The sequence below is a fragment of the Ewingella americana genome (genome assembly GCF_006438725.1).
GTDB classification, from domain to species: Bacteria; Pseudomonadota; Gammaproteobacteria; order Enterobacterales; family Enterobacteriaceae; genus Ewingella; species Ewingella americana_A.
Window position 1 is genome coordinate 373,239 of record NZ_RCZD01000003.1, and the last position, 19,946, is coordinate 393,184.

Genomic DNA, 19,946 nt, shown 5'->3' on the forward strand with positions numbered 1-19,946 from the left:
AATAGAGTCAGCAACAAGGTTAAGAACGCCCGAAATCATGGTTAAAAAATGGTATTCGGAAGACCTATTTTTCAGGAGTCGGACCCATGCCCAAAGTAGGAATGCAGCCCATCAGACGGCAGCAATTGATTGAGGCAACACTGGCGGCAGTCAACGAAGTGGGGATGCATGAAGCCTCCATTTCTCAAATTGCCCGCCGCGCTGGCGTCTCCAACGGCATCATCAGTCATTACTTTCGTGACAAGAATGGATTGCTGGAGGCCACCATGCGTTATCTGCTCAGTCATCTGGGGGAGGGGGTTCAGGAACGGCTGTCACGGCTTGACGACAACGCCCCGACGGCGCGGCTGCATGCCATCGCCGAAGCCAATTTCGACGACAGCCAGACCAACAGCGCGGCGATGAAAACCTGGCTGGCTTTCTGGGCCAGCAGCATGCATCACCCGCAGTTGCATCGCCTGCAACAGGTGAACAGCCGCCGACTCTATTCAAATTTATGTTCTGAGTTCAGGCGATTTCTGCCTAAAGAGGCGGCGCGTTTGGCCGCCAAAGGGATGGCCGGGCTGATTGATGGCCTGTGGTTACGGGCGGCGCTCAGCGGCAAAGCCTTCAACCGTGATGAAGCGTTACAGATAACGTATCGCTTTATTGAGTCACAAATTTCGCAGACCCGCCCGACTGCCTGAATTCAGACCGCACCGACCGAGGAGAACAGCATCATGTCACGCTATGGCACCCAAAAACTGTATATCGATGGACGTTATCAGGAAAGCACCGGCAACGAGACGTTTGATGCCATCAACCCGGCCAATGGCGAAGTGATTGCCACACTGCCAAACGCCACCGCCGAAGACGTGGATTTAGCCGTCAGCGCTGCGCGTCAGGGCCAGAAGGTCTGGGCGGCAATGACCGCTATGCAGCGCTCGCGCATTTTGCGCCGCGCGGTGGATATTCTGCGTGAACGCAACGACGAACTGGCCGCCATAGAAACGGCCGACACCGGCAAGCCCCTGTCTGAAACAACGGCGGTAGACATTGTCACCGGCGCGGACGTACTGGAGTATTACGCGGGGCTGATTCCGGCTCTCGAAGGCCAGCAAATCCCGCTGCGCGACTCTGCGTTTGTTTACACCCGCCGTGAGCCGCTCGGCGTCGTCGCCGGTATCGGTGCATGGAACTACCCGATTCAGATAGCCCTGTGGAAATCCGCGCCTGCGCTGGCGGCGGGTAACGCCATGATTTTCAAACCGAGTGAAGTCACCTCGCTGACTGCGCTGAAACTGGCCGAGATTTACACCGACGCGGGCGTGCCGGATGGCGTGTTCAGCGTAGTGACCGGTAGCGGCGCCAGTGTCGGGCAGGCACTGACTGACCATCCGCACATCGCTAAAATCTCCTTCACCGGCGGTGTCACCACCGGCAAGAAAGTGATGGCCAGCGCCTCAGCCTCGACCCTGAAAGAGGTCACCATGGAGCTCGGCGGTAAATCCCCGCTGATTATCTTCCCGGACGCCAATCTGGATAAAGCCGCTGACATCGCCATGATGGCCAACTTCTACAGCTCCGGCCAGGTCTGCACCAACGGCACCCGCGTCTTTGTGCCAAAAGCGCTTCAGGCCGGGTTCGAGGCCAAAATCCTTGAACGTGTTCAGCGCATCCGTTTGGGTGATCCGACCGACGAGAACGTCAACTTCGGCCCGCTGGTGAGCTTCGGACATATGGAATCCGTGCTGCGCTATATCGAAAGCGGCAAGAGTGAAGGTGCCCGTCTGCTGGCCGGTGGCGACCGTATTATTGTTGGTGACTATGCCAAAGGCGCTTATGTCGCGCCGACGGTTTTCACCGACTGCCGCGATGACATGACCATCGTGCGCGAAGAGATCTTCGGGCCGGTGATGAGCATTCTGACTTATGAGAGCGAAGATGAAGTGGTGCGCCGCGCCAACAATACCGAATACGGTCTGGCCGCCGGGCTGGTGACGCAGGACCTGAACACTGCGCACCGCGTGATCCATCAGATGGAAGCCGGCATTTGCTGGATCAACACCTGGGGCGAATCTGACGCCGCCATGCCGGTCGGGGGCTATAAGCACTCCGGCGTCGGCCGCGAGAACGGCATCAGCACCCTCGAGCATTACACACAAGTGAAATCCGTGCAGGTTGAGCTGGGCGAATTCAGTTCGGTCTTTTAATCCGCCTTCCGCATAGGAGAAATCAATGGATTACGATTACATCATTATTGGTGCCGGTTCTGCCGGCAACGTATTAGCCACCCGCTTAACCGAAGACAGCGACGTCAGCGTACTGCTGCTCGAGGCCGGTGGGCCCGACTACCGGATGGATTTCCGCACCCAGATGCCTGCGGCGCTGGCCTTCCCGTTGCAGGGAAAACGCTATAACTGGGCGTATGAAACCGACCCGGAACCGTACATGAATAACCGCCGCATGGAATGCGGGCGCGGCAAAGGGCTGGGCGGCTCGTCACTGATCAACGGCATGTGCTACATCCGTGGTAATGCGCTGGACTTCGACAACTGGGCCACCGCGCCGGGTCTGGAAGACTGGAGCTATCTCGACTGCCTGCCGTATTTCCGTAAAGCGGAAACCCGCGACATCGGCCCGAATGATTTCCACGGTGGTGATGGGCCGGTGAGCGTTGCCACGCCAAAGAACGGCAACAATCCGCTGTTCCACGCAATGGTGGAAGCGGGCGTACAGGCCGGATATCCGCGCACCGATGACCTTAACGGCTATCAGCAGGAAGGCTTCGGCCCGATGGATCGCACGGTGACGCCGAAAGGACGCCGCGCCAGCACTGCCCGTGGTTATCTGGATCAGGCTAAACCGCGCGCCAATCTGACCATTGTGACGCACGCGCTGACTGACAAAATCCTGTTCGAAGGGAAACGCGCCGTCGGCGTCAGCTATTTTAAAGGCGACGAATACAACGCTAAAACCGCCCATGCCAAACGCGAAGTGTTGCTGTGCAGCGGCGCGATTGCCTCGCCGCAGATTTTGCAACGCTCCGGCGTCGGTCCGGCGGAGCTGTTGAATGGTCTGGATATTCCCGTCGTGCATGACCTGCCGGGGGTCGGTGAAAACCTGCAGGACCACCTGGAGATGTATCTTCAGTACAGTTGCACCCAGCCGGTGTCGCTCTATCCGGCGTTGAAGTGGTTTAATCAGCCGAAAATTGGTGCCGAATGGCTGTTCAACGGCACCGGCGTCGGTGCCAGTAACCAGTTCGAAGCGGGCGGATTTATCCGCAGCCGCGAAGAGTTTGCGTGGCCGAATATTCAGTATCACTTCCTGCCGGTGGCAATTAATTACAACGGCAGCAATGCGGTGAATGAGCACGGGTTCCAGGCCCACGTGGGCTCGATGCGTTCCCCCAGCCGTGGCCGTGTGCAGGTGAAATCGAAAGATCCGCGCCAGCATCCGAGCATCCTGTTTAACTATATGTCCAGCGAGCAGGACTGGCATGAGTTCCGCGATGCTATCCGTATCACCCGTGAAATCATGGCGCAACCGGCGCTGGACCCGTATCGCGGGCGTGAAATCAGCCCCGGCGCAGAGGTGCAGACTGATGAACAGCTGGATGCCTTTATCCGCGAGCACGGCGAAACCGCTTTCCACCCGTCTTGTTCATGCAAAATGGGCAGCGATGAGATGGCGGTCGTCGACGGGCAGGGTCGTGTACACGGCATGCAGGGCCTGCGCGTCATAGACGCCTCGATCATGCCGCAAATCATTACCGGTAACCTGAACGCGACCACCATCATGATCGCCGAGAAAATTGCCGATAAGATCCGTGGCCGTGCACCACTGCCGAAAAGTACTACGGAGTATTTTGTAGCGGGTGATGCGCCCGTAAGGAATCACCTTCGTTCTTGAAGCCGCAGCGGCGTTGGCTGCGTTCGGTAACCCGAATCACTTACTTGAGTCAGCGCATCGGGATTGCCTCGCTTGTCGCCTTGCTGCAACTCCAATTACTTGGTTATAGATATATTTTCTACGTGAATATTTTCCCCTTAATATAATCAGGGCATGATAAAAAGAGATAATCTTCGGGTTATCTCTTTTTTTTTGCCGCCGTTTGGCGACCAGTTGGACACAGACAGGAAAACTTATGACCGATACAAAAAACGACATCGTCTGGCAGGACTCACACCACAGCAAGCTTAGCGCCGCCCAGCTTTACGCCATTCTGGCCCTGCGCAGTGAAGTGTTTGTGGTCGAACAGAACTGTGTTTATCAGGACCTCGATGGCCGGGACCTCATCGGCGAGAACCGCCACGTGATTGGCTGGCAAAACGGCGTGCCAGTGGCCTATCTGCGCATCCTCGATCTGGACGGTGAAGTGGCGATTGGTCGGGTGATCATCGCCCCTGCGGCACGGGGGTTGAAACTGGGTTACCAACTGATGGAAAGGGCGCTCGCCTCCTGCAAAAAACACTGGCCTGAGGCGCAGGTTATTCTTTCCGCCCAGGCACATTTGCAGAAATTTTATGGCAGTTTAGGTTTCGTGGCTTACACCGATATTTATGACGAAGACGGTATTCCGCACATCAGTATGCGTCTGGAATAGGTCTTTACGCCGATTTTTGGTGAATGAGATGCAGGGGTGGTGCGACTTCCAGTTTGATATCGGGATTTTGACGGAATTCATACGGCGTGATGTTAAAACGTTTGCGGAACATATAGGTGAAATGCGACTGCGAGCCGAAGCCGAAATCCATGGCGATATCAAAAATCGAGGTGTCACTGCTGCTCAGCTGATACACCGCGCTGGCCAGACGACGCTCACGGATATACTTGCCCAGAGAGATGCCGGTCGACTCTTTGAACAATTTTTGCATGTGCCAAAGCGAATAGCCTGAATACTCGGCTAATTCTTCAAGGTGGATGACGCGCCCAAGATGGCCTTCAATCCATTTGCTGAGTGCGCAGACGATAGTGAGATGAATGTCCTGAGCCATAACCAGTCTGTGTTGATGTTCAATAAGGCTATTATACACAACTTCATCGCGATGACGCAGGATGGGAGAGGATAGCAAAGCAGACGTTCTGGCAGAAAACCCTTATAAATTCAGGGATAAGCCGTGCAGCGGCTAAGAATTAAGCGGCCCGATGACGGTTGTTACCATAACAGTGTCGTACGGGCCAGCGTTTAGCGCAGCAAGATCCAGTGGATGAACCGGGCGATAACATCGTCGATGATCACTATTGCGATAAGAATAGCGATAATGATCAGGATGAATCGTTTACCTGTAGGCAAAATCAGTTCTCTCTGGAAAGTCTCAACGTCCCGTTACCAGGGACCGGTACCTTGCATGTTCAATGCAACAACGGCCGTACACACGACAATAAAAATGATAAATACGATCAAAAGGCGTTTCATTATACCTGTCCGGGAGCCGAAGCTCTCTCATTCCCAAACTAACACCACGGTGGGCGAAACAAGCGGTAGTTAATCAGATTGGGGAGAGAAATCCAGTCTGACGGCAAAAAAATTACTCTGCCGCCGCACTGCGCCTGACCAGATTCGTCTTCTGCCCGTTTTTAATGATGGTATCCGGTGGTGCTTCTGGCACCAGCGCATCCGGGGCAATATTCATATGATTGAGTACCTGAGCCATAATCTGGCCGAATATCGGCCCGGCAACCGAGCCACCGAAGTGTTTGCCCGCTTGCGGATTGTTGACCATCACCACTAACGCAATGCGCGGATTACTGGCCGGTGCGACACCTGCCGTGTAGTTGATATAACCACCGTCATATTTGCCGCTGGCCCCCATTTTTTCTGCCGTACCGGTTTTGATCGCCAGACGGTAGCCGGGAACGGCGGCACTGAGGCCCGAACCGCCGGGCAGGGCATCACTCTCCATCATATGCACTACGGTCTGCACCACGTCCTGAGACATCACGCGGGTCCCGAGCACCGGTGGCGTGACTTTGGTGATCGACAGCGGGCGGTAGATGCCCAGTGCGCCGATGGTGGCGTATTCACGGGCAATTTGCAGCGGTGTTACGCGCAAACCGTAGCCGAAAGAAAAGGTGGCGCGTTCGATGTCGGCCCAGCGCTCACGGTGCAACGGGAAATAACCGCTGCTTTCGCCGCCGATCCCGAGATCGGTAGGTTTGCCGAGTCCAAAAGACTGATACAGCTGCACCAGCACCTGCGCAGGCATCGCCAAAGCAATGTGCGACACCGCGATGTCACTGGATTTTTGCAACACGCCGGTAATGGTTAACGCAGACCAGTGGCCAACGTCTTTAATCAGGTGCCCGTTGACGCTGTACGGATGCGTATCGAGCACCGAGTCAGGGCGGATCATCCGGCGTGCCAGACCGGCCATCACTACCAGCGGCTTGACCGTCGAGCCTGGCTCGAAGCTGTCACTGATCGCCACGTTGCGCATGTCTTTTGGCTGCACACCGACGTAGTTATTTGGGTTGTAGGATGGATAGGAGGCCATGCCGAGGATCTCGCCGGTATTTACGTCAACCAGCACGGCCGCACCTGAATCTGCCTGGTTGAGCATGACGCCAGCACGCAGGCGTGAATACATCACGTACTGCATATAACTGTCGATGCTCAGATTCACCGTTGGTGGCTGTTGCGGCGGCACTTCTTTCAGGATACCGATCACATTACCGTGCCCATCCTGACGGTATTCCCGCATGCCCGGTTTGCCTTCCAGCAGAGTATTGAACCCTTTCTCTATGCCGTTCAGCCCTTCGTTATCGGTACCGACGATACCGACCAGATTGGCTGCGGCTTCGCTCATCGGATAGTAACGGCTGTCGTCGTGCTGGCTGCTGATCCCCCCCAGATGCAACTCCGCGATATCATTGGCGATGCCCTGTTCGACTTTACGCCCAAGGTAGACAAAACGGCGTTGCGGATCGCTGGTGATGATTTGCTGTAATTGCGACAGCGGCATATTCAGCGCCGAAGCGAGATATTGCCATTTTGGGCTGTTCAGGTCGCTGTGCAGTTGCAGAACGCGGAAAGGGTCGGCGATGATATCTTTTGACGCGACGCTGAGCGCCAGCGGGTGGCCGTTACGGTCAGCAATGGTGCCGCGATCGGCCGGGATCACCGTGGAGCGCAATGAACGTTGATCCGCCTGACGTTCGAGCATCGGGCGGTTGAGCAGTTGCAAATAGCCTACGCGGGCCAGCAAAAAAACCATGCAACAGACGATGCCAAGACAGATCAGGGCAAAGCGTTTGGAATAAAAATGGGGTTGTGCATTGGCTTTTTTCGAGGACATGGTTGTTTCGCAAAGTCGTTAACGCTGATGTTGCCAAAGAATGAACAGCCCGAGGGTGCAAAACGCTTAATAAACCAGCACAAACCCGGGATTCATCATTCTGATTGATAATGAATTTTGTATCAGGCTCATCTTATAATAAGCCATTGCCGGGTTATGTTTAATTCAGTTGCGCTTTGTAAGTAACCGTTACTCTACCGACAACCACTCATCGGCTTCCTCGAACATCTCTTCCAGCATCTGGTTAAGATGAGAGCGCTCCTGTTTACTGGCGCCAGAGGTATTGAGGCCGTTTGCCTGCATGGGTTTTACTTTGACTTCGGCATCAGGAAACAGGCGGTGGACGCGTTTGGTCAGCTCAGCCTTAATTTTGTCGCTGGCGTCGGGGATCCCGGCCACATTGCGTTTGTCATAAACCAGTTCAACCAGCATTACCTTCATCCTTCACGTTACCCGCGACATTAGCCGCTGCGGCACATCTGTCGTTAAAATTAGCTGGCTAAATATACAGTAATAATCCAATGTGATTCAACCGTTTTTATGTCCTGCACTGGAATGCCATTCACGTTTCTCAGCGTAAATTCATGTAATACGCCATACATAGCTATTGTGAATGTTTTGTTGGAAGTTAGAATAGCCGCGGCACTTCATGATGAAGGCTATAAGGGAGTAATGAAGAATAAACAACGGCGTTCCGCACTGATTTTTTTCTGCCTGGCAAGTCTGGTCATACTGACATGTATGACGCAGCGTATTGCCGGGCTGAACGCGTTGTCTGCCTCCCTGCAACAAAATACGGTGACGCCACTGGCGTCCCCGGTGGTCACTGACAACACATCACAAGCCGCCGTGATCCCCACTCCCTGTGAGTTAAGCAGCAAATCGCTGCTGACAGCTCCCCCCGTTATTCTTGAATTTGCGCTGCTGGCCCTTGGCCTGCTGCTGAGCTTTTTGTCAGCAGGCAATCTGGCCGCTATCCGCATACTTCTCCCTGATGCCGTTCCTGTCCCACGCCTGCGGGTACATTTGCGGCTCTGTGTTTTCCGGGAATAAAAACGCGCCTCCGTTGTTGATTCGGATGTGACATTTTTATTTTTGGAGAAAATTATGCGTAATGCTTTCAGGGCGGCGATAGCCTGCCTGCTGCTGTGGCTGCCCGTGGTACACGCGGCGGATTCCGGCTGGCTGCAAAGCCCACACAATACCCACGCCAAAGTGCGTTTTCAGGCCGAACCGTCAGGCGATGAAACCCGGGTTCTGCTCTCAGTCAGCCTGGAAAAAGGCTGGAAAACTTACTGGCGTTCACCTGGCGAAGGCGGGGTTGCGCCGGTGATCGAATGGCAGCAGAGTGCCACGTCAGCACAATGGTTCTGGCCCACACCGTCACGTTTTGACGTCGCCGGGTTGACCACACAGGGCTATCACGATGACGTTACTTTCCCGATGGTGATTAAGGGGAAATCACCGGCGACATTGTCCGGTACGCTGACGCTGCCCACTTGCAGCAACGTCTGCATTCTTACTGATTATCCCTTCACTCTTGATCTGAATCAGTCGGGTGATTTCGCCGAGTTTTCAGGCCAGTTCGCTGCGGCTATGGGGCAGGTGCCTATTGAGCAGGGACTGACTGAAAGCGCTTCGGCCGCTTACCGGCAGGGCAGTTTGCTTATTTCTGCCAGCCGCGAGCAGGGGTGGCAGGATCCTGCGCTGTTTATTGATTCGCTGGAAGGCAGTGCCTTTGGCAAACCGGAGATAAAAATTGATGGCGCACAGCTGTCGGCGACGATACCCGTAACGGATGAATGGGGCGATGCGCCAGGGGATATCAGCGGAAAACAGGTGAGCCTGGTACTGGCTGACCGGGGGATTGCGCAGCAGCTCAACCTGCCGATTGGCCAACTGGCGGCATCAGAAGGCAGCGGCGTCGCACTCTGGCAAATAGCGCTGATGGCGCTGGCGGGTGGTTTTATCCTCAACCTGATGCCCTGCGTTCTGCCGGTGTTGGGCATGAAGCTGGGCAGCATCTTGCAGGTGAAACAGCGCGACAGGAAAAGCGTACGGGTACAATTCCTGGCCTCATCGGCGGGCATTATCACCTCGTTTCTGGCGCTCGCGCTGCTGATGACTGTGTTGCGTTACACCCATCAAACCCTCGGTTGGGGTATTCAGTTCCAGAGCCCGTGGTTTATCGGACTGATGGTGCTGGTTACGGCGTTGTTCACCGCCAATCTGCTGGGATTGTTTGAAATCAATCTGCCTTCGCGCATGACCACCCGTCTCGCCACGCAAAAACGTAGCGGGCTGGCGGGCAACTTTGCCGAAGGGGCCTTTGCCACTTTGCTGGCGACACCCTGTTCTGCGCCTTTCCTCGGTACCGCCGTGGCTTTCGCACTGGCAGCGTCACTGCCAGTGTTGTGGGGGCTGTTCCTGATGCTGGGGATTGGCATGAGCCTGCCGTGGCTGCTGATTGCCACCTGGCCAGGGCTGGCGCTGCGTCTGCCGCGTCCGGGGCGCTGGATGCTGCGCCTGCGCCTGCTGCTGGGCGTACTGATGCTGGCGGCCTGCCTGTGGTTACTGAGCCTGATGCAAAATCATCTGAGTATGCAAGCGGTGATGATTATCGCCGGCGTGATGTTATTGGCGTTGGTGGCGGCTTCACTGCGGCGCTACGGCAAGCGCAATACAGCGGTGGCGCTCTGCTTCGGGCTATTGCTGGGCGGTCTATTGATGTTAGTCGCCGCGTTCTCTTTCAGCGGGGGTAGCAAACCCCTGCAGGACGCCGTGAACTGGCAGCCGCTCACCGAACAGGCGATTAAACAGGCCCTCGCCGACCATAAAGTGGTGTTTGTTGATGTCACCGCTGACTGGTGCGTGACCTGTAAGGCCAATAAATTCAACGTATTGCTACGCGATGATGTGCAACAGGCATTGAGCGACAAACAGGTGGTGGCCCTGCGCGGTGACTGGAGCCGGCCGTCCAAACCTATCAATGAATTCCTGCAAAAGCGCGGCAGCGTTGCTGTTCCGTTCAACCAAATTTATGGACCGGGCATGCCCGCTGGCGAAATCTTATCGCCGCTGCTGACCCGTGACGCCGTTTTACAGGGGCTGAAAAATGCCCACGGAGATAAATAATGAAAACCTTAATGCTGATTTTAATGATGGTGATATCACCGCTTTCACTGGCGCAGTCACCGGCATCCGGGCCAAAACAGACGCCGGAACAGATCCTGTTCAGCGACCCGGCCACGCCGCGTTTTGGCGCCAAAGATGCCCGGTTGACGCTGGTATCGTTTACCGATTACAACTGCCCGTACTGCAAACAGTTTGATCCGTTGCTGGAGCGGCTGGTGAAAGAGAATCCTGAGGTTGCCGTTGTCATTAAGCTTCTGCCATTTCGTGGCACCAGTTCCATCAGTGCAGGCCGCGCAGCGTTAACCATCTGGGCGCAGCAGCCGGATAAATTCATGGCGTTGCATCAGCGGCTGATGGCCAAAAAGGGGCCGCAGGATGAAGAGAGTATCGATGCCGCAATCGCCAAAGTCGGTCTGGCACCGGTGAAAGTGACGCCTGAAAGCTATCTGCAACTGAAAACCAATGTGGAAATCGCCGAAGTGCTGGGCATTCAGGGGACGCCGGCCACCATTATTGGCGACCAGTTGGTGGCGGGGGCTATCTCGTATGAGGATCTCAATAAGTTGGTTAAAGCGCAGCTGGCAAAGGTGCAAAATGGCAAAAGCTAAACGTTGGGCCAAAGAGCTGGGTATCGGTGCCTTGCTGGTGATGGTGGTGCTGTTTGGCATGGATTTCCTGCGTGCACCACAGGCGCCCGCAGATTTCGGCCATCAGTCTTTGCAAACGCTGGATGGTCAGACTGTCACCCTCAACGAGAAAAGCCAGCAGCAGCCACTGCTGGTTTACTTCTGGGCGACCTGGTGCGGCGTGTGCAAACTCACCACGCCGGATGTCGGCAAGCTGGCTGCAAACGGTGAAAACGTCTTGTCCGTGGCGTTACGTTCAGGTGACGGCAGCCAGCTGCAACGTTATCTGCAGGCGAAAAATATTGAGATGCCGGTGGTGAATGATCCGCGTGGCGATATTTCCGCCCGATGGGATATCGGCGTCACGCCAACGTTTGTGATTATTGATAAGGGCAGGGTAGTGAGCACTACGACGGGCTGGACGTCTTATTGGGGAATGAAAGCCCGCCTCTGGTGGGCGGCCCGCTAAAAGGCGACCTGATTTGCCCGTTTGAATCCGCGCTGTGCGTATCCAAACGGGCTGCAACGATAACGCCTTTGCTGTGAGTGAAGCTTAATCAGCAATAAAGCGCTTTTCATCGGTCAGAACCTGTAACAGCAGACCCAGTTCCGGTTTCTGATCTTTGATGCGTTTGCCTTCAAGATTGTAAACGCGATAATCACCATCCCTTTCCAGCTGTAATGTTTGGGTTGGGGTGGTGATGATCAGCGTGCCGTTATCCGTGGTTGAGATCCAGTTATGACGGCGTTTGGCCGCAAACAGATCTTCGCCCTGCGAGTAGTCGGCAGACGAGGTGGTCACATGCAGCAGGCGTTGCATCAGGGTGGTCATCACGTCTTCATGATCGGTCAGTTTATTAATGGACTGTGCCGGTGCGCCCGGCCAGTGGATCACCAGGGGGACCTGCATCTGGTCACGGTTCATCGAATTACCAGAACCCCAGGTGCCATTTTCGTTCAGTTCAACGCCGTGTGCGGCGGTGATCACCACCACCGTTTTATCCAATACGTCATGCGCTTTCAGCTCCTGCAAAATCCCTGCAATTTGCTGATCAACTTCCTGCGCACCTTGCTGATAACGCTGGATGAAAACTTTACCCGTTGGTACTGCATCATTCCCCGCGCGCAGTGTGGTTGAAACCCCGTTTAGGCTGATGTAGGAGAACCATGGACGGTTGCTGCGCGTATTCAACCACTGTTGCCACTGCTGGGTGGTCAGCGAGTCAGGCTGATTGGTGGGGGCCGGTAAGGAGAAGTCGGTCAGTAATGACTGACGGTAAAGCGGGCTGTTAAATCCGTCGGAGGAGAAGAGACCAAATTCGTAGCCCTGCTTCGCCAGCGATGTCATCAGTACGGAGGATTTACGCGCCGAAATAATACCGTCCATATAGGTTGGCGAAATGCCGTAGAACAGGCCGAAGAGACCGGTATCAGCACGGTTGCCTGAACTGTAATGCTGGTTGAAACTGACATTCTGCCTTGCGAAGTCGGTCAGCGCAGGCATGTCTTTAACCGTGGAGGCGGCGTGAAGGCCATCAACCACGATCATCAATAAATTATAGTCACTGCCCTTATCACGGAAATTGATATCGCTCAGCGGATACTCCACTGACAGCGCTTCCGGATTACCTTGCTCAATGAGACGTTGCTCGTAGGCTTGAGCATCCAGCAGACCATGTTTCTCAAGGAATTTTCGGGCGGTCATCGGATAGGATAATGGCAGGTTAGATCGCTGCATGGTGATCGGGCGATAGAAATTGGCATCGGCCCAGATGTACATCAGGTGTGATACAAAAAAGGTCGTAATAAACAGCGCCACCAGTGGCTTGGCGAAATTACGGCGGTTTAGGCTGCGCAGTTTTTGCCACGCCCAGGTGCCGAATAACATTTCTACCAGGAAAATAACCGGCACGCAGATAAACATCAGTTGCCAGTCGCGGGCCAGTTCGCCTTGCCCTGGATTGACCACCAACTCCCATACCACCGGGTTGATGTGCAGGTGGAAGCGGGTAAACACCTCGGTATCCACCAGTAATAATGTCAGCCCGGCCGTGGCTAAAATCGCCGACAGGAACCGCAGCAGGCGCTGTGACATCACCACAAAGGTCAGTGGGAAGATGATCAGCAGGTAGGTGGAAAAACCGATAAAACTAAAATGCCCAAGCCAACTGACCAGCGAATAAATACGCCCCAGAAGGGAGGAGGGCCAGTCGGAGACAAAGAGGTAGCGGCTGCCGAGTCCAAGACTGAGCAGAATATTAAACAGGGCGAACCAGTGCCCCCAGCTGATCATCTGGGATACTTTTTCGCTAAAGCGCTGACGATTCGTCACCATAAGAGGTTTTGGGCAAATGTTGGATTAATGGGCTTTATCTTCTCTTATCGACGCTTGCAGTGCGCCGGCAAAAGAGCCTGCAATGGCTTTTCGCTGCGCAGGTGCGACGCTGGTATTGATTAAATTGGTCACCATGTTACCCAACACCATCAAAGACAGGTCGGTTGGGGTACGGTGTTTTTCCAGTACATTGGCCAGTTCTGAAAGAATCTGTTCAATGTGTTCGTCACTGTAACGAGATGATTGTGGCATGGATTAATGTGCTCAAAGCCTGACAAAGTGCAATATCTTAACGTATCGTGGCATCAGTTTCTGCATTTTTATAACGTGTAGGACGTTGAGATATTGATGGGATGTATTTGTACGTGTGTCAGCACACACGGCTTTGCGGTTGCAAGCGCACAGTATTCGGTGTTTGAATACGCGCCGCAGGCGAAAAATCATTCCATAAAACCGCCCCTTTTAAGATATTTCTACAGCATTCTATTTTTAGGAGAAACCCATGAGTCTGGATATCGAGCAGATTGCTCTGCACCAGTTGAACAAGCGTGACGAGCAGACGTTGGACGTTATGCTGCGCGATACCCTGTTGACCCCGAATGCGGCGGTCGAAGAGATGATGGCTGAATTGCATCGCGTTTATAGTGCCAAGAGTAAAGCGTATGGGTTATTCAATCAGGACAGCGAATTGTCTGTGGCGTTACGTCAGTGTCGCAAGGGGGAAGAGAATTTCCTCAATTTCAGCCGTGCTGCTACCGGGCGCTTGCGCGACGAATTATCAAAGTATCCGTTTGCTGAAGGCGGCGTGGTGCTGTTTTGTCATTACCGTTTTCTGGCGGCGGAGTATTTGCTGATCGCCGTGCTGAGCAGCCGCAGCAGTATGCGCGTCAACGAACAGTTGGACGTTAGCAGCATTCATTACCTTGATATCAACCATGCTGACATCGTGGCACGCATTGATTTAACTGAGTGGGAAACCAACCCTGAATCTACCCGTTATCTAACCTTCCTCAAAGGTCGGGTAGGGCGCAAAGTTTCCGACTTCTTTATGGATTTCCTGGGGGCTGCTGAAGGCCTGGACACTAAAGCGCAAAACCGTGGCTTGTTGCAGGCGGTTGACGATTTCTGTACCGAGGCGCAGCTCGACAAGAACGAACGTCAGAATTACCGTCAGCAGGTTTACACCTATTGCAACGAGCAGTTGCAGGCGGGCGAAGAGATCGCTTTAGATGAATTATCTGAAGAACTGCCACCGTGGAATGACAAAAAATTCAAAGAGTTTACTCAGGAGCAGGGCTATCAGTTGGAAGAGAGCTTCCCGGCAGATCGCAGCACTCTGCGTCAACTGACCAAATTCGCTGGCAGTGGTGGCGGTCTGAGCATTAACTTTGATGCGATGCTGATGGGGGAGCGCATTTTCTGGGACCCGGCGACCGACACGCTGACCATCAAAGGTACGCCACCCAATCTGCGTGATCAGTTACAACGGAAAGCGGGTAATAAATAAAACCTAGATTCCACCAATAAAAACGCCGCCTATATTGCTATGGCGGCGTTTTTATTTGTTCTCGCACGGCGTCCCGATGCGTCTCTACTCAGTCAGCGATTAAACGCGAACGAAGTCGATGTGAGCCAGTTTAGGCTTGAACGGGTGACGCTGTACTGCCTGAACTTTAACTTTGGTTTCTTTACCGTCGATAACCAAAATGATGGCTTCAGAGTAGAACTCCGCTTTAATTTCCATGTTCTTAACAGAATCATGGTCCAGTTTGATAGAAACTGGTTCAGCTGAGCCACCGTAAACGATAGCTGGGAATTTGTTCTCTAAACGCAGGCGGCGGCTCGCACCCTTGCCCTGCTCGTCCTGTGGACGTACTTCAACATTGATAGTAAACATTGTTTATTTCTCTAATAAAATAAGAACTGTTTGTTATGTGCCCCGCCACCTGCGACCGAGTGACGAGTTGAGTAATACCGCTTCGCACATGGCGAAAGCGGGCGGTATGATACCGGAGTCAGGGCGCAGCAACAACGAAAAACAACCAAAGTTGTCGATTAAAACCGCTTTGGTTGTTAGTTAAGGTTTACCCACGTAACTCATTGGCACGGCGATAGCGCCCCTGATAATCAAACACCTTCTCCCGAATCTGCCAGAACTGACCTTTCATGCGTGCGACGACAAAGTCGGGATGCCGCAGTAAAACCTGTTGCGCCACAACATCGGCCGCCGTTTGCCATTCCAGTACCACGCCCGGCGCACGCTGGTGCGGTCGCAGGAAATTGTGTAGAAATGCCATGCGCTGGGCGGGCGTGCTCAGGCGAAAGCGTTCGGAGACGTCGGCACCGTCTTCGTCGTAATAGGTGATTTTTAGCCATTCGCCTTTTTCATCACGACCATGTTCCAGATTCATCCCTCCGCAGCGTAGCACCAGCGCATCTTTCAGACGCAGGGCGGCTTTAAGCATATCGTCCGGGTCGACCAGGATCTCCTGACACTGCTGACAGCGCCGTGCGGCGATATCATTCTCCGCGCCACAGTGCGGGCAGCTTTTGAAGCGAAAGCGATAGTCGCACTGCTCGCGCTCACCGTCATCATCTTCCAGCACGCCCTGACAGCGGCGGCCAAAATGTTCAATCACCGTGCCATCTTCGGTGGTCTTTCCCCAGAAAATGTTGGCGAAACCGCAGGCCGGGCAAAACACCTGCACCGGTTTATTGTCACCGGCGGGTTTGCGGCTGCCGACTTCAGGCGTGAAAATATCGTGCGGGTTTCCGGCGTAATCGAGGATCAGACAGTCGGTTTTTCCCGGTGACAGGCGCAGCCCGCGCCCGACGATCTGCTGATATAAACTGACCGATTCAGTCGGGCGTAGAATGGCGATCAGATCCACATGCGGCGCGTCAAAGCCGGTGGTCAGCACTGACACATTGACCAGAAAACGCAGTTGCTGCTGTTTGAATTCACCGATCAGCCGATCGCGTTCAAGGGCCGGTGTCTGTGCGCTGATCAGCGCCGCCTGACCTTTAGGCAGCAGGCCGAAGATCTCACCGGCGTGCTCCACGGTGGAGGCAAAAATCATCACGCCTTTGCGGTCTGCGGCAAACTCAACGATTTGGCTGATGATGTGTGGAGTAATGCGCTTTTGCTGACGCAATTCGTCATTGAGGTCAGCCTCACTGAACAGGCCATTGCTGTTAGCTTGCAAGCGGCTGAAATCGTAGCTGACCACCGGCATATCGAGCCGTTCCGGTGGCACCAGGAAGCCGTTCTTGATCATATAGCGCAGCGGAAGTTCATAAATACAGTCGCGGAACAGGCTGTCGGCGTCGCCACGGATCATACCCTGATGGTGATACTGATAAATCCAGCCTTTGCCCAGCCGGTAAGGGGTGGCGGTCAGGCCGAGCAGACGAAGACGCGGATTGGCTGCGCGAAGGTGATGGATGATTTGCTGATACTGGCTGTTTTCATCGTCGGAAATTCGGTGGCATTCGTCGATGATCAGCAGGGAAAACTCTCCACCAAAGGCGTCAAGATTGGGGGCAACTGACTGAACGCTGCCAAACACCACTTTGCCGCTGCTTTGTTTGATATTCAGCCCGGCGGCAAAAATATCGGCGTCCAGCCCGTAAGACAGATATTTGCTGTGATTCTGCGCTACCAGCTCTTTGACGTGCGCCAGCACCAGCACGCGCCCCCGAGCAACCCGTGCGAGTTCAGCGATCACCAGGCTTTTGCCTGCGCCGGTCGGCAGGACGATCACCGCCGGTTGATCATGCTGGCGAAAATGGCGCAGCGTGGCGTCAACGGCATCTTGCTGATAAGGGCGTAGGGTGAAAGTGGTCACTGGCAAACTTCACTGGTAATAAATACAGGGGTTCAGTATGCCAAAAATTGTCGTTGATGGCGATCATCAACCCTTGTTAACTTTTATCGATCTGCGTCGCAAAACGGGGGGTTTTGAGGTTATACTGCCTGTTCACACTGGCAGTCCATCTGCCCCCGCTGAGTATTAATGGCACTTCGCAATTATTAACTCTTTGCACTTACAGAACCGAATAATCCTCAACCCTGTCAGTTACCCACGTGTAACGGCGGGGTGTTGTTTTTTATCAGGAATGCGATCTCTCAGATCGCCATCAAAGGTTAGGCAGATTCAATGCGTCTCGATAAATTTTTAGCCCAGCAACTGGGAGTCAGCCGTGCAATAGCATTGCGCGAACTCCGTAATAAACGCGTCACCGTTGACGGTGAAATTATCAAAACCGGTTCGCTGAAACTGGAACCGCAGCACCGTGTGGAGTTTGACGGCAACGTGCTGGAGCAAATCGGTGGCCCGCGCTACTTCATGCTCAATAAACCCCAGGGTTACGTCTGCTCGACGGACGATCCCGATCACCCGACGGTACTCTATTTCCTCGAAGAGCCGGTGGCGTACAAGCTGCATGCGGCTGGGCGTCTGGATATCGATACCACCGGTCTGGTGCTGATGACCGATGACGGCCAGTGGTCACACCGTATTACGTCGCCAAAACATCATTGCGAAAAAACCTATCTGGTGACACTGGAGCAACCGCTGGCGGCAGACACTGCCGAGCAGTTCACTGCGGGCGTCCAGTTACATAACGAAGATTCCCTGACGAAACCGGCCGTGCTCGAGCAGCTCGAAGAGTGTGTGGTGCGTCTGACTATCAGTGAAGGTCGCTATCATCAGGTGAAACGCATGTTTGCCGCCGTCGGCAACCGCGTCGTGGCGCTGCACCGTGAGCGCATTGGCGGGATTGTGATGGACGATGATTTGGCGCCCGGTGAATACCGTCGCCTGACCGAAGAAGAGATTGCCAGCGTTGAAGTCCACCGCTAGTTATTCAGGGCATGAAGAAAGGAGTTGGTGAACGTGCAAGAGAACCGGGTATCCCACATAGGTTTGATTTTTATCCTGGGATTGATATCGATGCTGATGCCACTGGCTATCGATATGTATCTGCCGAGTATGCCCGTGATCGCGAAGGAATTTGGCGTGCCTGCGGGCAGCGTGCAGATGACCCTCAGCGCCTACACGCTGGGCTTTGCTATCGGGCAGCTGTTTTACGGGCCGATGGCCGACAGCCTCGGGCGTAAACCGGTGATCTTCTGGGGCGTGCTGGTGTTTGCCATTGCCGCCGGTGCCTGCGCCCTGGCGCAGTCGGTGGAACAGCTGGTTCACATGCGTTTCCTGCACGGTCTGTCAGCCGCCGCCGCGAGCGTGGTGATTAACGCCCTGATGCGCGATATGTTCACCAAAGACGAATTCTCCCGGATGATGTCTTTTGTGGTGCTGGTGATGACCGTGGCACCGCTGTTGGCCCCGATGCTTGGCGGTATGCTGATGGTCGCCTTCAGTTGGCACGCGATCTTCTGGGCGATGGCGATAGCCGCCCTGATCGCCGCGATCCTGGTGGCGGTGTATATCAAAGAGACTCTGCCAAAAGAGCGGCGGCAGAAATTTCGTCTGCGCACCAGCCTGGGCAACTTTGCGTCGCTGTTTCGCCATAAGCGCGTGCTCAGTTACATGTTGGCGAGTGGTTTCTCATTCGCCGGCATGTTCTCCTTCCTCAGCGCCGGTCCGTTCGTCTATATCGAACTTAATGGTGTATCGCCGCAGAACTTCGGTTTTTACTTCGCGTTGAACATTGTTGCGTTGGTGATCCTGACGCTGATCAACAGCCGCAACGTGCGGCGTCTGGGGGCCGAGAAAATGTTCCGTTTCGGCTTGATTGTGCAGTTCATCATGGGCTTCTGGCTGTTGGCGGTGTGCGTTTTAGGGCTGCCATTCTGGATGTTGGTGGTGGGGGTTGCCGGTTACGTGGGGGTCATCGCGATGGTGACGTCTAACGCGATGGCGGTGATCATGGATGATTTCCCGCACATGGCAGGAACCGCCGCATCACTGGCGGGTACGCTACGCTTTGGCACCGGGGCGCTGATCACCGCGCTGCTGGCGCTGGTTCCGTCGCACAGCGCCTGGCCGATGGTCATCAGTATGGTGTTCTGCGTCGTGTCGGCAATGCTGCTGTATCTGTATGCCAGCCGGCCACAGGCCATCAAAGCTCAGTAATTGGCTGTCAATAAACTATGCTGGCTAAATTTAATTATCTTAGCCAGCATTTTATTAATAAATATAATTATTTATGGTTAAAGGTATTCAATCTCTCAATACTCGACTTATAACCTAAAATAAGATAAGCAACTTGTGCTTCCACGCCGAACATTAGAGCCTGTCTTTCTTCCGGTGTTAATTTATTTTTCCTTGCTACCAGTGCAACTTTCTGCATTGACTCTACAACGTCATCCATTTCTTTTTGAAGACTTTTAACGACTTCCAGCGTGGCCGGGTTTGCTAAATCCAGTAATACCTTGTCAGCGGTATCACGTATAATCATAAATTCAGCAGGGGTGGTAATATTGTCTTTAGCAATATCTTTTAATGGTTTATCTATATTGGGATTCGTTGAAGTAAGTGTTAAGGCCATAATTATCTCCAGAGTGCAAAGTTAACTTCGTCAAGACTTACGCTTAAATGTTAGTAC

General features: G+C 54.1%; 19 protein-coding genes. 11 read left to right on the top strand and 8 right to left on the bottom strand.

Annotated features, from left to right (window positions below):
- Positions 1-86: 86 nt before the first annotated feature.
- From betI to EAH77_RS07615, 4 genes are all read left to right on the top strand, one after another.
- Complete coding sequence (gene betI, locus EAH77_RS07600) at positions 87-686, top strand: transcriptional regulator BetI (protein WP_140471304.1); 600 nt, start codon at positions 87-89, stop codon at positions 684-686.
- 33 nt (positions 687-719) lie between these two features.
- On the top strand, positions 720-2,192 hold the full coding sequence (gene betB, locus EAH77_RS07605) for a betaine-aldehyde dehydrogenase (protein WP_140471306.1): 1,473 nt from the start codon (positions 720-722) through the stop codon (positions 2,190-2,192).
- Between the two features lie 25 nt (positions 2,193-2,217).
- On the top strand, positions 2,218-3,894 hold the full coding sequence (betA, locus tag EAH77_RS07610; RefSeq protein WP_140471308.1) for a choline dehydrogenase: 1,677 nt from the start codon (positions 2,218-2,220) through the stop codon (positions 3,892-3,894).
- 235 nt (positions 3,895-4,129) lie between these two features.
- On the top strand, positions 4,130-4,588 hold the full coding sequence (locus EAH77_RS07615) for a GNAT family N-acetyltransferase (RefSeq protein ID WP_140471310.1): 459 nt from the start codon (positions 4,130-4,132) through the stop codon (positions 4,586-4,588).
- Between the two features lie 4 nt (positions 4,589-4,592).
- Here EAH77_RS07615 and EAH77_RS07620 read toward each other — a convergent pair whose 3' ends face one another.
- The 3 genes from EAH77_RS07620 to EAH77_RS07630 all read right to left on the bottom strand — a co-directional run bounded on the left by EAH77_RS07620 (position 4,593) and on the right by EAH77_RS07630 (position 7,712).
- Positions 4,593-4,979 (bottom strand): helix-turn-helix domain-containing protein, encoded by a 387-nt coding sequence (locus EAH77_RS07620; RefSeq protein ID WP_140471312.1) that lies wholly within the window; start codon positions 4,977-4,979, stop codon positions 4,593-4,595.
- Between the two features lie 534 nt (positions 4,980-5,513).
- A complete protein-coding gene (locus EAH77_RS07625) occupies positions 5,514-7,280 on the bottom strand; it encodes a penicillin-binding transpeptidase domain-containing protein (RefSeq protein ID WP_140471314.1) in 1,767 nt (588 codons plus the stop codon).
- 189 nt (positions 7,281-7,469) lie between these two features.
- A complete protein-coding gene (locus EAH77_RS07630) occupies positions 7,470-7,712 on the bottom strand; it encodes a DinI family protein (protein WP_140471316.1) in 243 nt (80 codons plus the stop codon).
- Between the two features lie 240 nt (positions 7,713-7,952).
- Here EAH77_RS07630 and EAH77_RS07635 point away from each other — a divergent pair, with 240 nt between their 5' ends.
- The 4 genes from EAH77_RS07635 to EAH77_RS07650 are packed head-to-tail and all read left to right on the top strand — an operon-like array spanning position 7,953 to position 11,510.
- Positions 7,953-8,333 (top strand): copper resistance protein, encoded by a 381-nt coding sequence (locus tag EAH77_RS07635; RefSeq protein ID WP_140471318.1) that lies wholly within the window; start codon positions 7,953-7,955, stop codon positions 8,331-8,333.
- 54 nt (positions 8,334-8,387) lie between these two features.
- Positions 8,388-10,415 (top strand): protein-disulfide reductase DsbD family protein, encoded by a 2,028-nt coding sequence (locus EAH77_RS07640; RefSeq protein ID WP_140471320.1) that lies wholly within the window; start codon positions 8,388-8,390, stop codon positions 10,413-10,415.
- On the top strand, positions 10,415-11,023 hold the full coding sequence (locus tag EAH77_RS07645; RefSeq protein WP_140471322.1) for a DsbA family protein: 609 nt from the start codon (positions 10,415-10,417) through the stop codon (positions 11,021-11,023). Before EAH77_RS07640 ends, EAH77_RS07645 begins: the two co-directional genes overlap by 1 nt.
- Positions 11,010-11,510, top strand: coding sequence for a protein disulfide oxidoreductase (locus tag EAH77_RS07650; protein WP_140471324.1), 501 nt, complete (start codon positions 11,010-11,012; stop codon positions 11,508-11,510). The genes EAH77_RS07645 and EAH77_RS07650 overlap by 14 nt, the downstream gene beginning before the upstream one ends.
- Before the next feature lie 84 nt (positions 11,511-11,594).
- Here the strand turns inward: EAH77_RS07650 and yejM are convergent, their stop codons facing one another.
- Together yejM and EAH77_RS07660 are read right to left on the bottom strand one after the other, a co-directional pair.
- Positions 11,595-13,376, bottom strand: coding sequence for an LPS biosynthesis-modulating metalloenzyme YejM (yejM, locus tag EAH77_RS07655; protein ID WP_140471326.1), 1,782 nt, complete (start codon positions 13,374-13,376; stop codon positions 11,595-11,597).
- A gap of 24 nt (positions 13,377-13,400) precedes the next feature.
- Positions 13,401-13,628, bottom strand: coding sequence for a YejL family protein (locus EAH77_RS07660; protein WP_140471328.1), 228 nt, complete (start codon positions 13,626-13,628; stop codon positions 13,401-13,403).
- Between the two features lie 250 nt (positions 13,629-13,878).
- Here EAH77_RS07660 and yejK point away from each other — a divergent pair, with 250 nt between their 5' ends.
- Positions 13,879-14,883: a nucleoid-associated protein YejK gene (gene yejK, locus EAH77_RS07665; protein WP_140471330.1), complete on the top strand. Its 1,005-nt coding sequence runs from the start codon at positions 13,879-13,881 to the stop codon at positions 14,881-14,883.
- Between the two features lie 99 nt (positions 14,884-14,982).
- Here yejK and rplY read toward each other — a convergent pair whose 3' ends face one another.
- Positions 14,983-15,273 carry a 50S ribosomal protein L25 gene (rplY, locus tag EAH77_RS07670; RefSeq protein WP_140471332.1) on the bottom strand — a complete coding sequence of 97 codons (291 nt, stop codon included), beginning with the start codon at positions 15,271-15,273 and terminating at the stop codon, positions 14,983-14,985.
- A 187-nt stretch (positions 15,274-15,460) separates the two neighbouring features.
- Positions 15,461-17,224: a DEAD/DEAH box helicase gene (locus tag EAH77_RS07675; RefSeq protein ID WP_140471334.1), complete on the bottom strand. Its 1,764-nt coding sequence runs from the start codon at positions 17,222-17,224 to the stop codon at positions 15,461-15,463.
- Between the two features lie 312 nt (positions 17,225-17,536).
- Between EAH77_RS07675 and rsuA the strand changes: the two genes are divergently transcribed.
- Positions 17,537-18,241: a 16S rRNA pseudouridine(516) synthase RsuA gene (gene rsuA, locus EAH77_RS07680; RefSeq protein WP_140471336.1), complete on the top strand. Its 705-nt coding sequence runs from the start codon at positions 17,537-17,539 to the stop codon at positions 18,239-18,241.
- Positions 18,242-18,274: 33 nt separating this feature from the next.
- Positions 18,275-19,474: a Bcr/CflA family multidrug efflux MFS transporter gene (locus tag EAH77_RS07685; protein WP_140471338.1), complete on the top strand. Its 1,200-nt coding sequence runs from the start codon at positions 18,275-18,277 to the stop codon at positions 19,472-19,474.
- 67 nt (positions 19,475-19,541) lie between these two features.
- Here EAH77_RS07685 and EAH77_RS07690 read toward each other — a convergent pair whose 3' ends face one another.
- Entirely contained in the window at positions 19,542-19,889 is a 348-nt protein-coding gene (locus tag EAH77_RS07690; protein WP_140471340.1) for a hypothetical protein, read from the bottom strand.
- Positions 19,890-19,946: the final 57 nt, after the last annotated feature.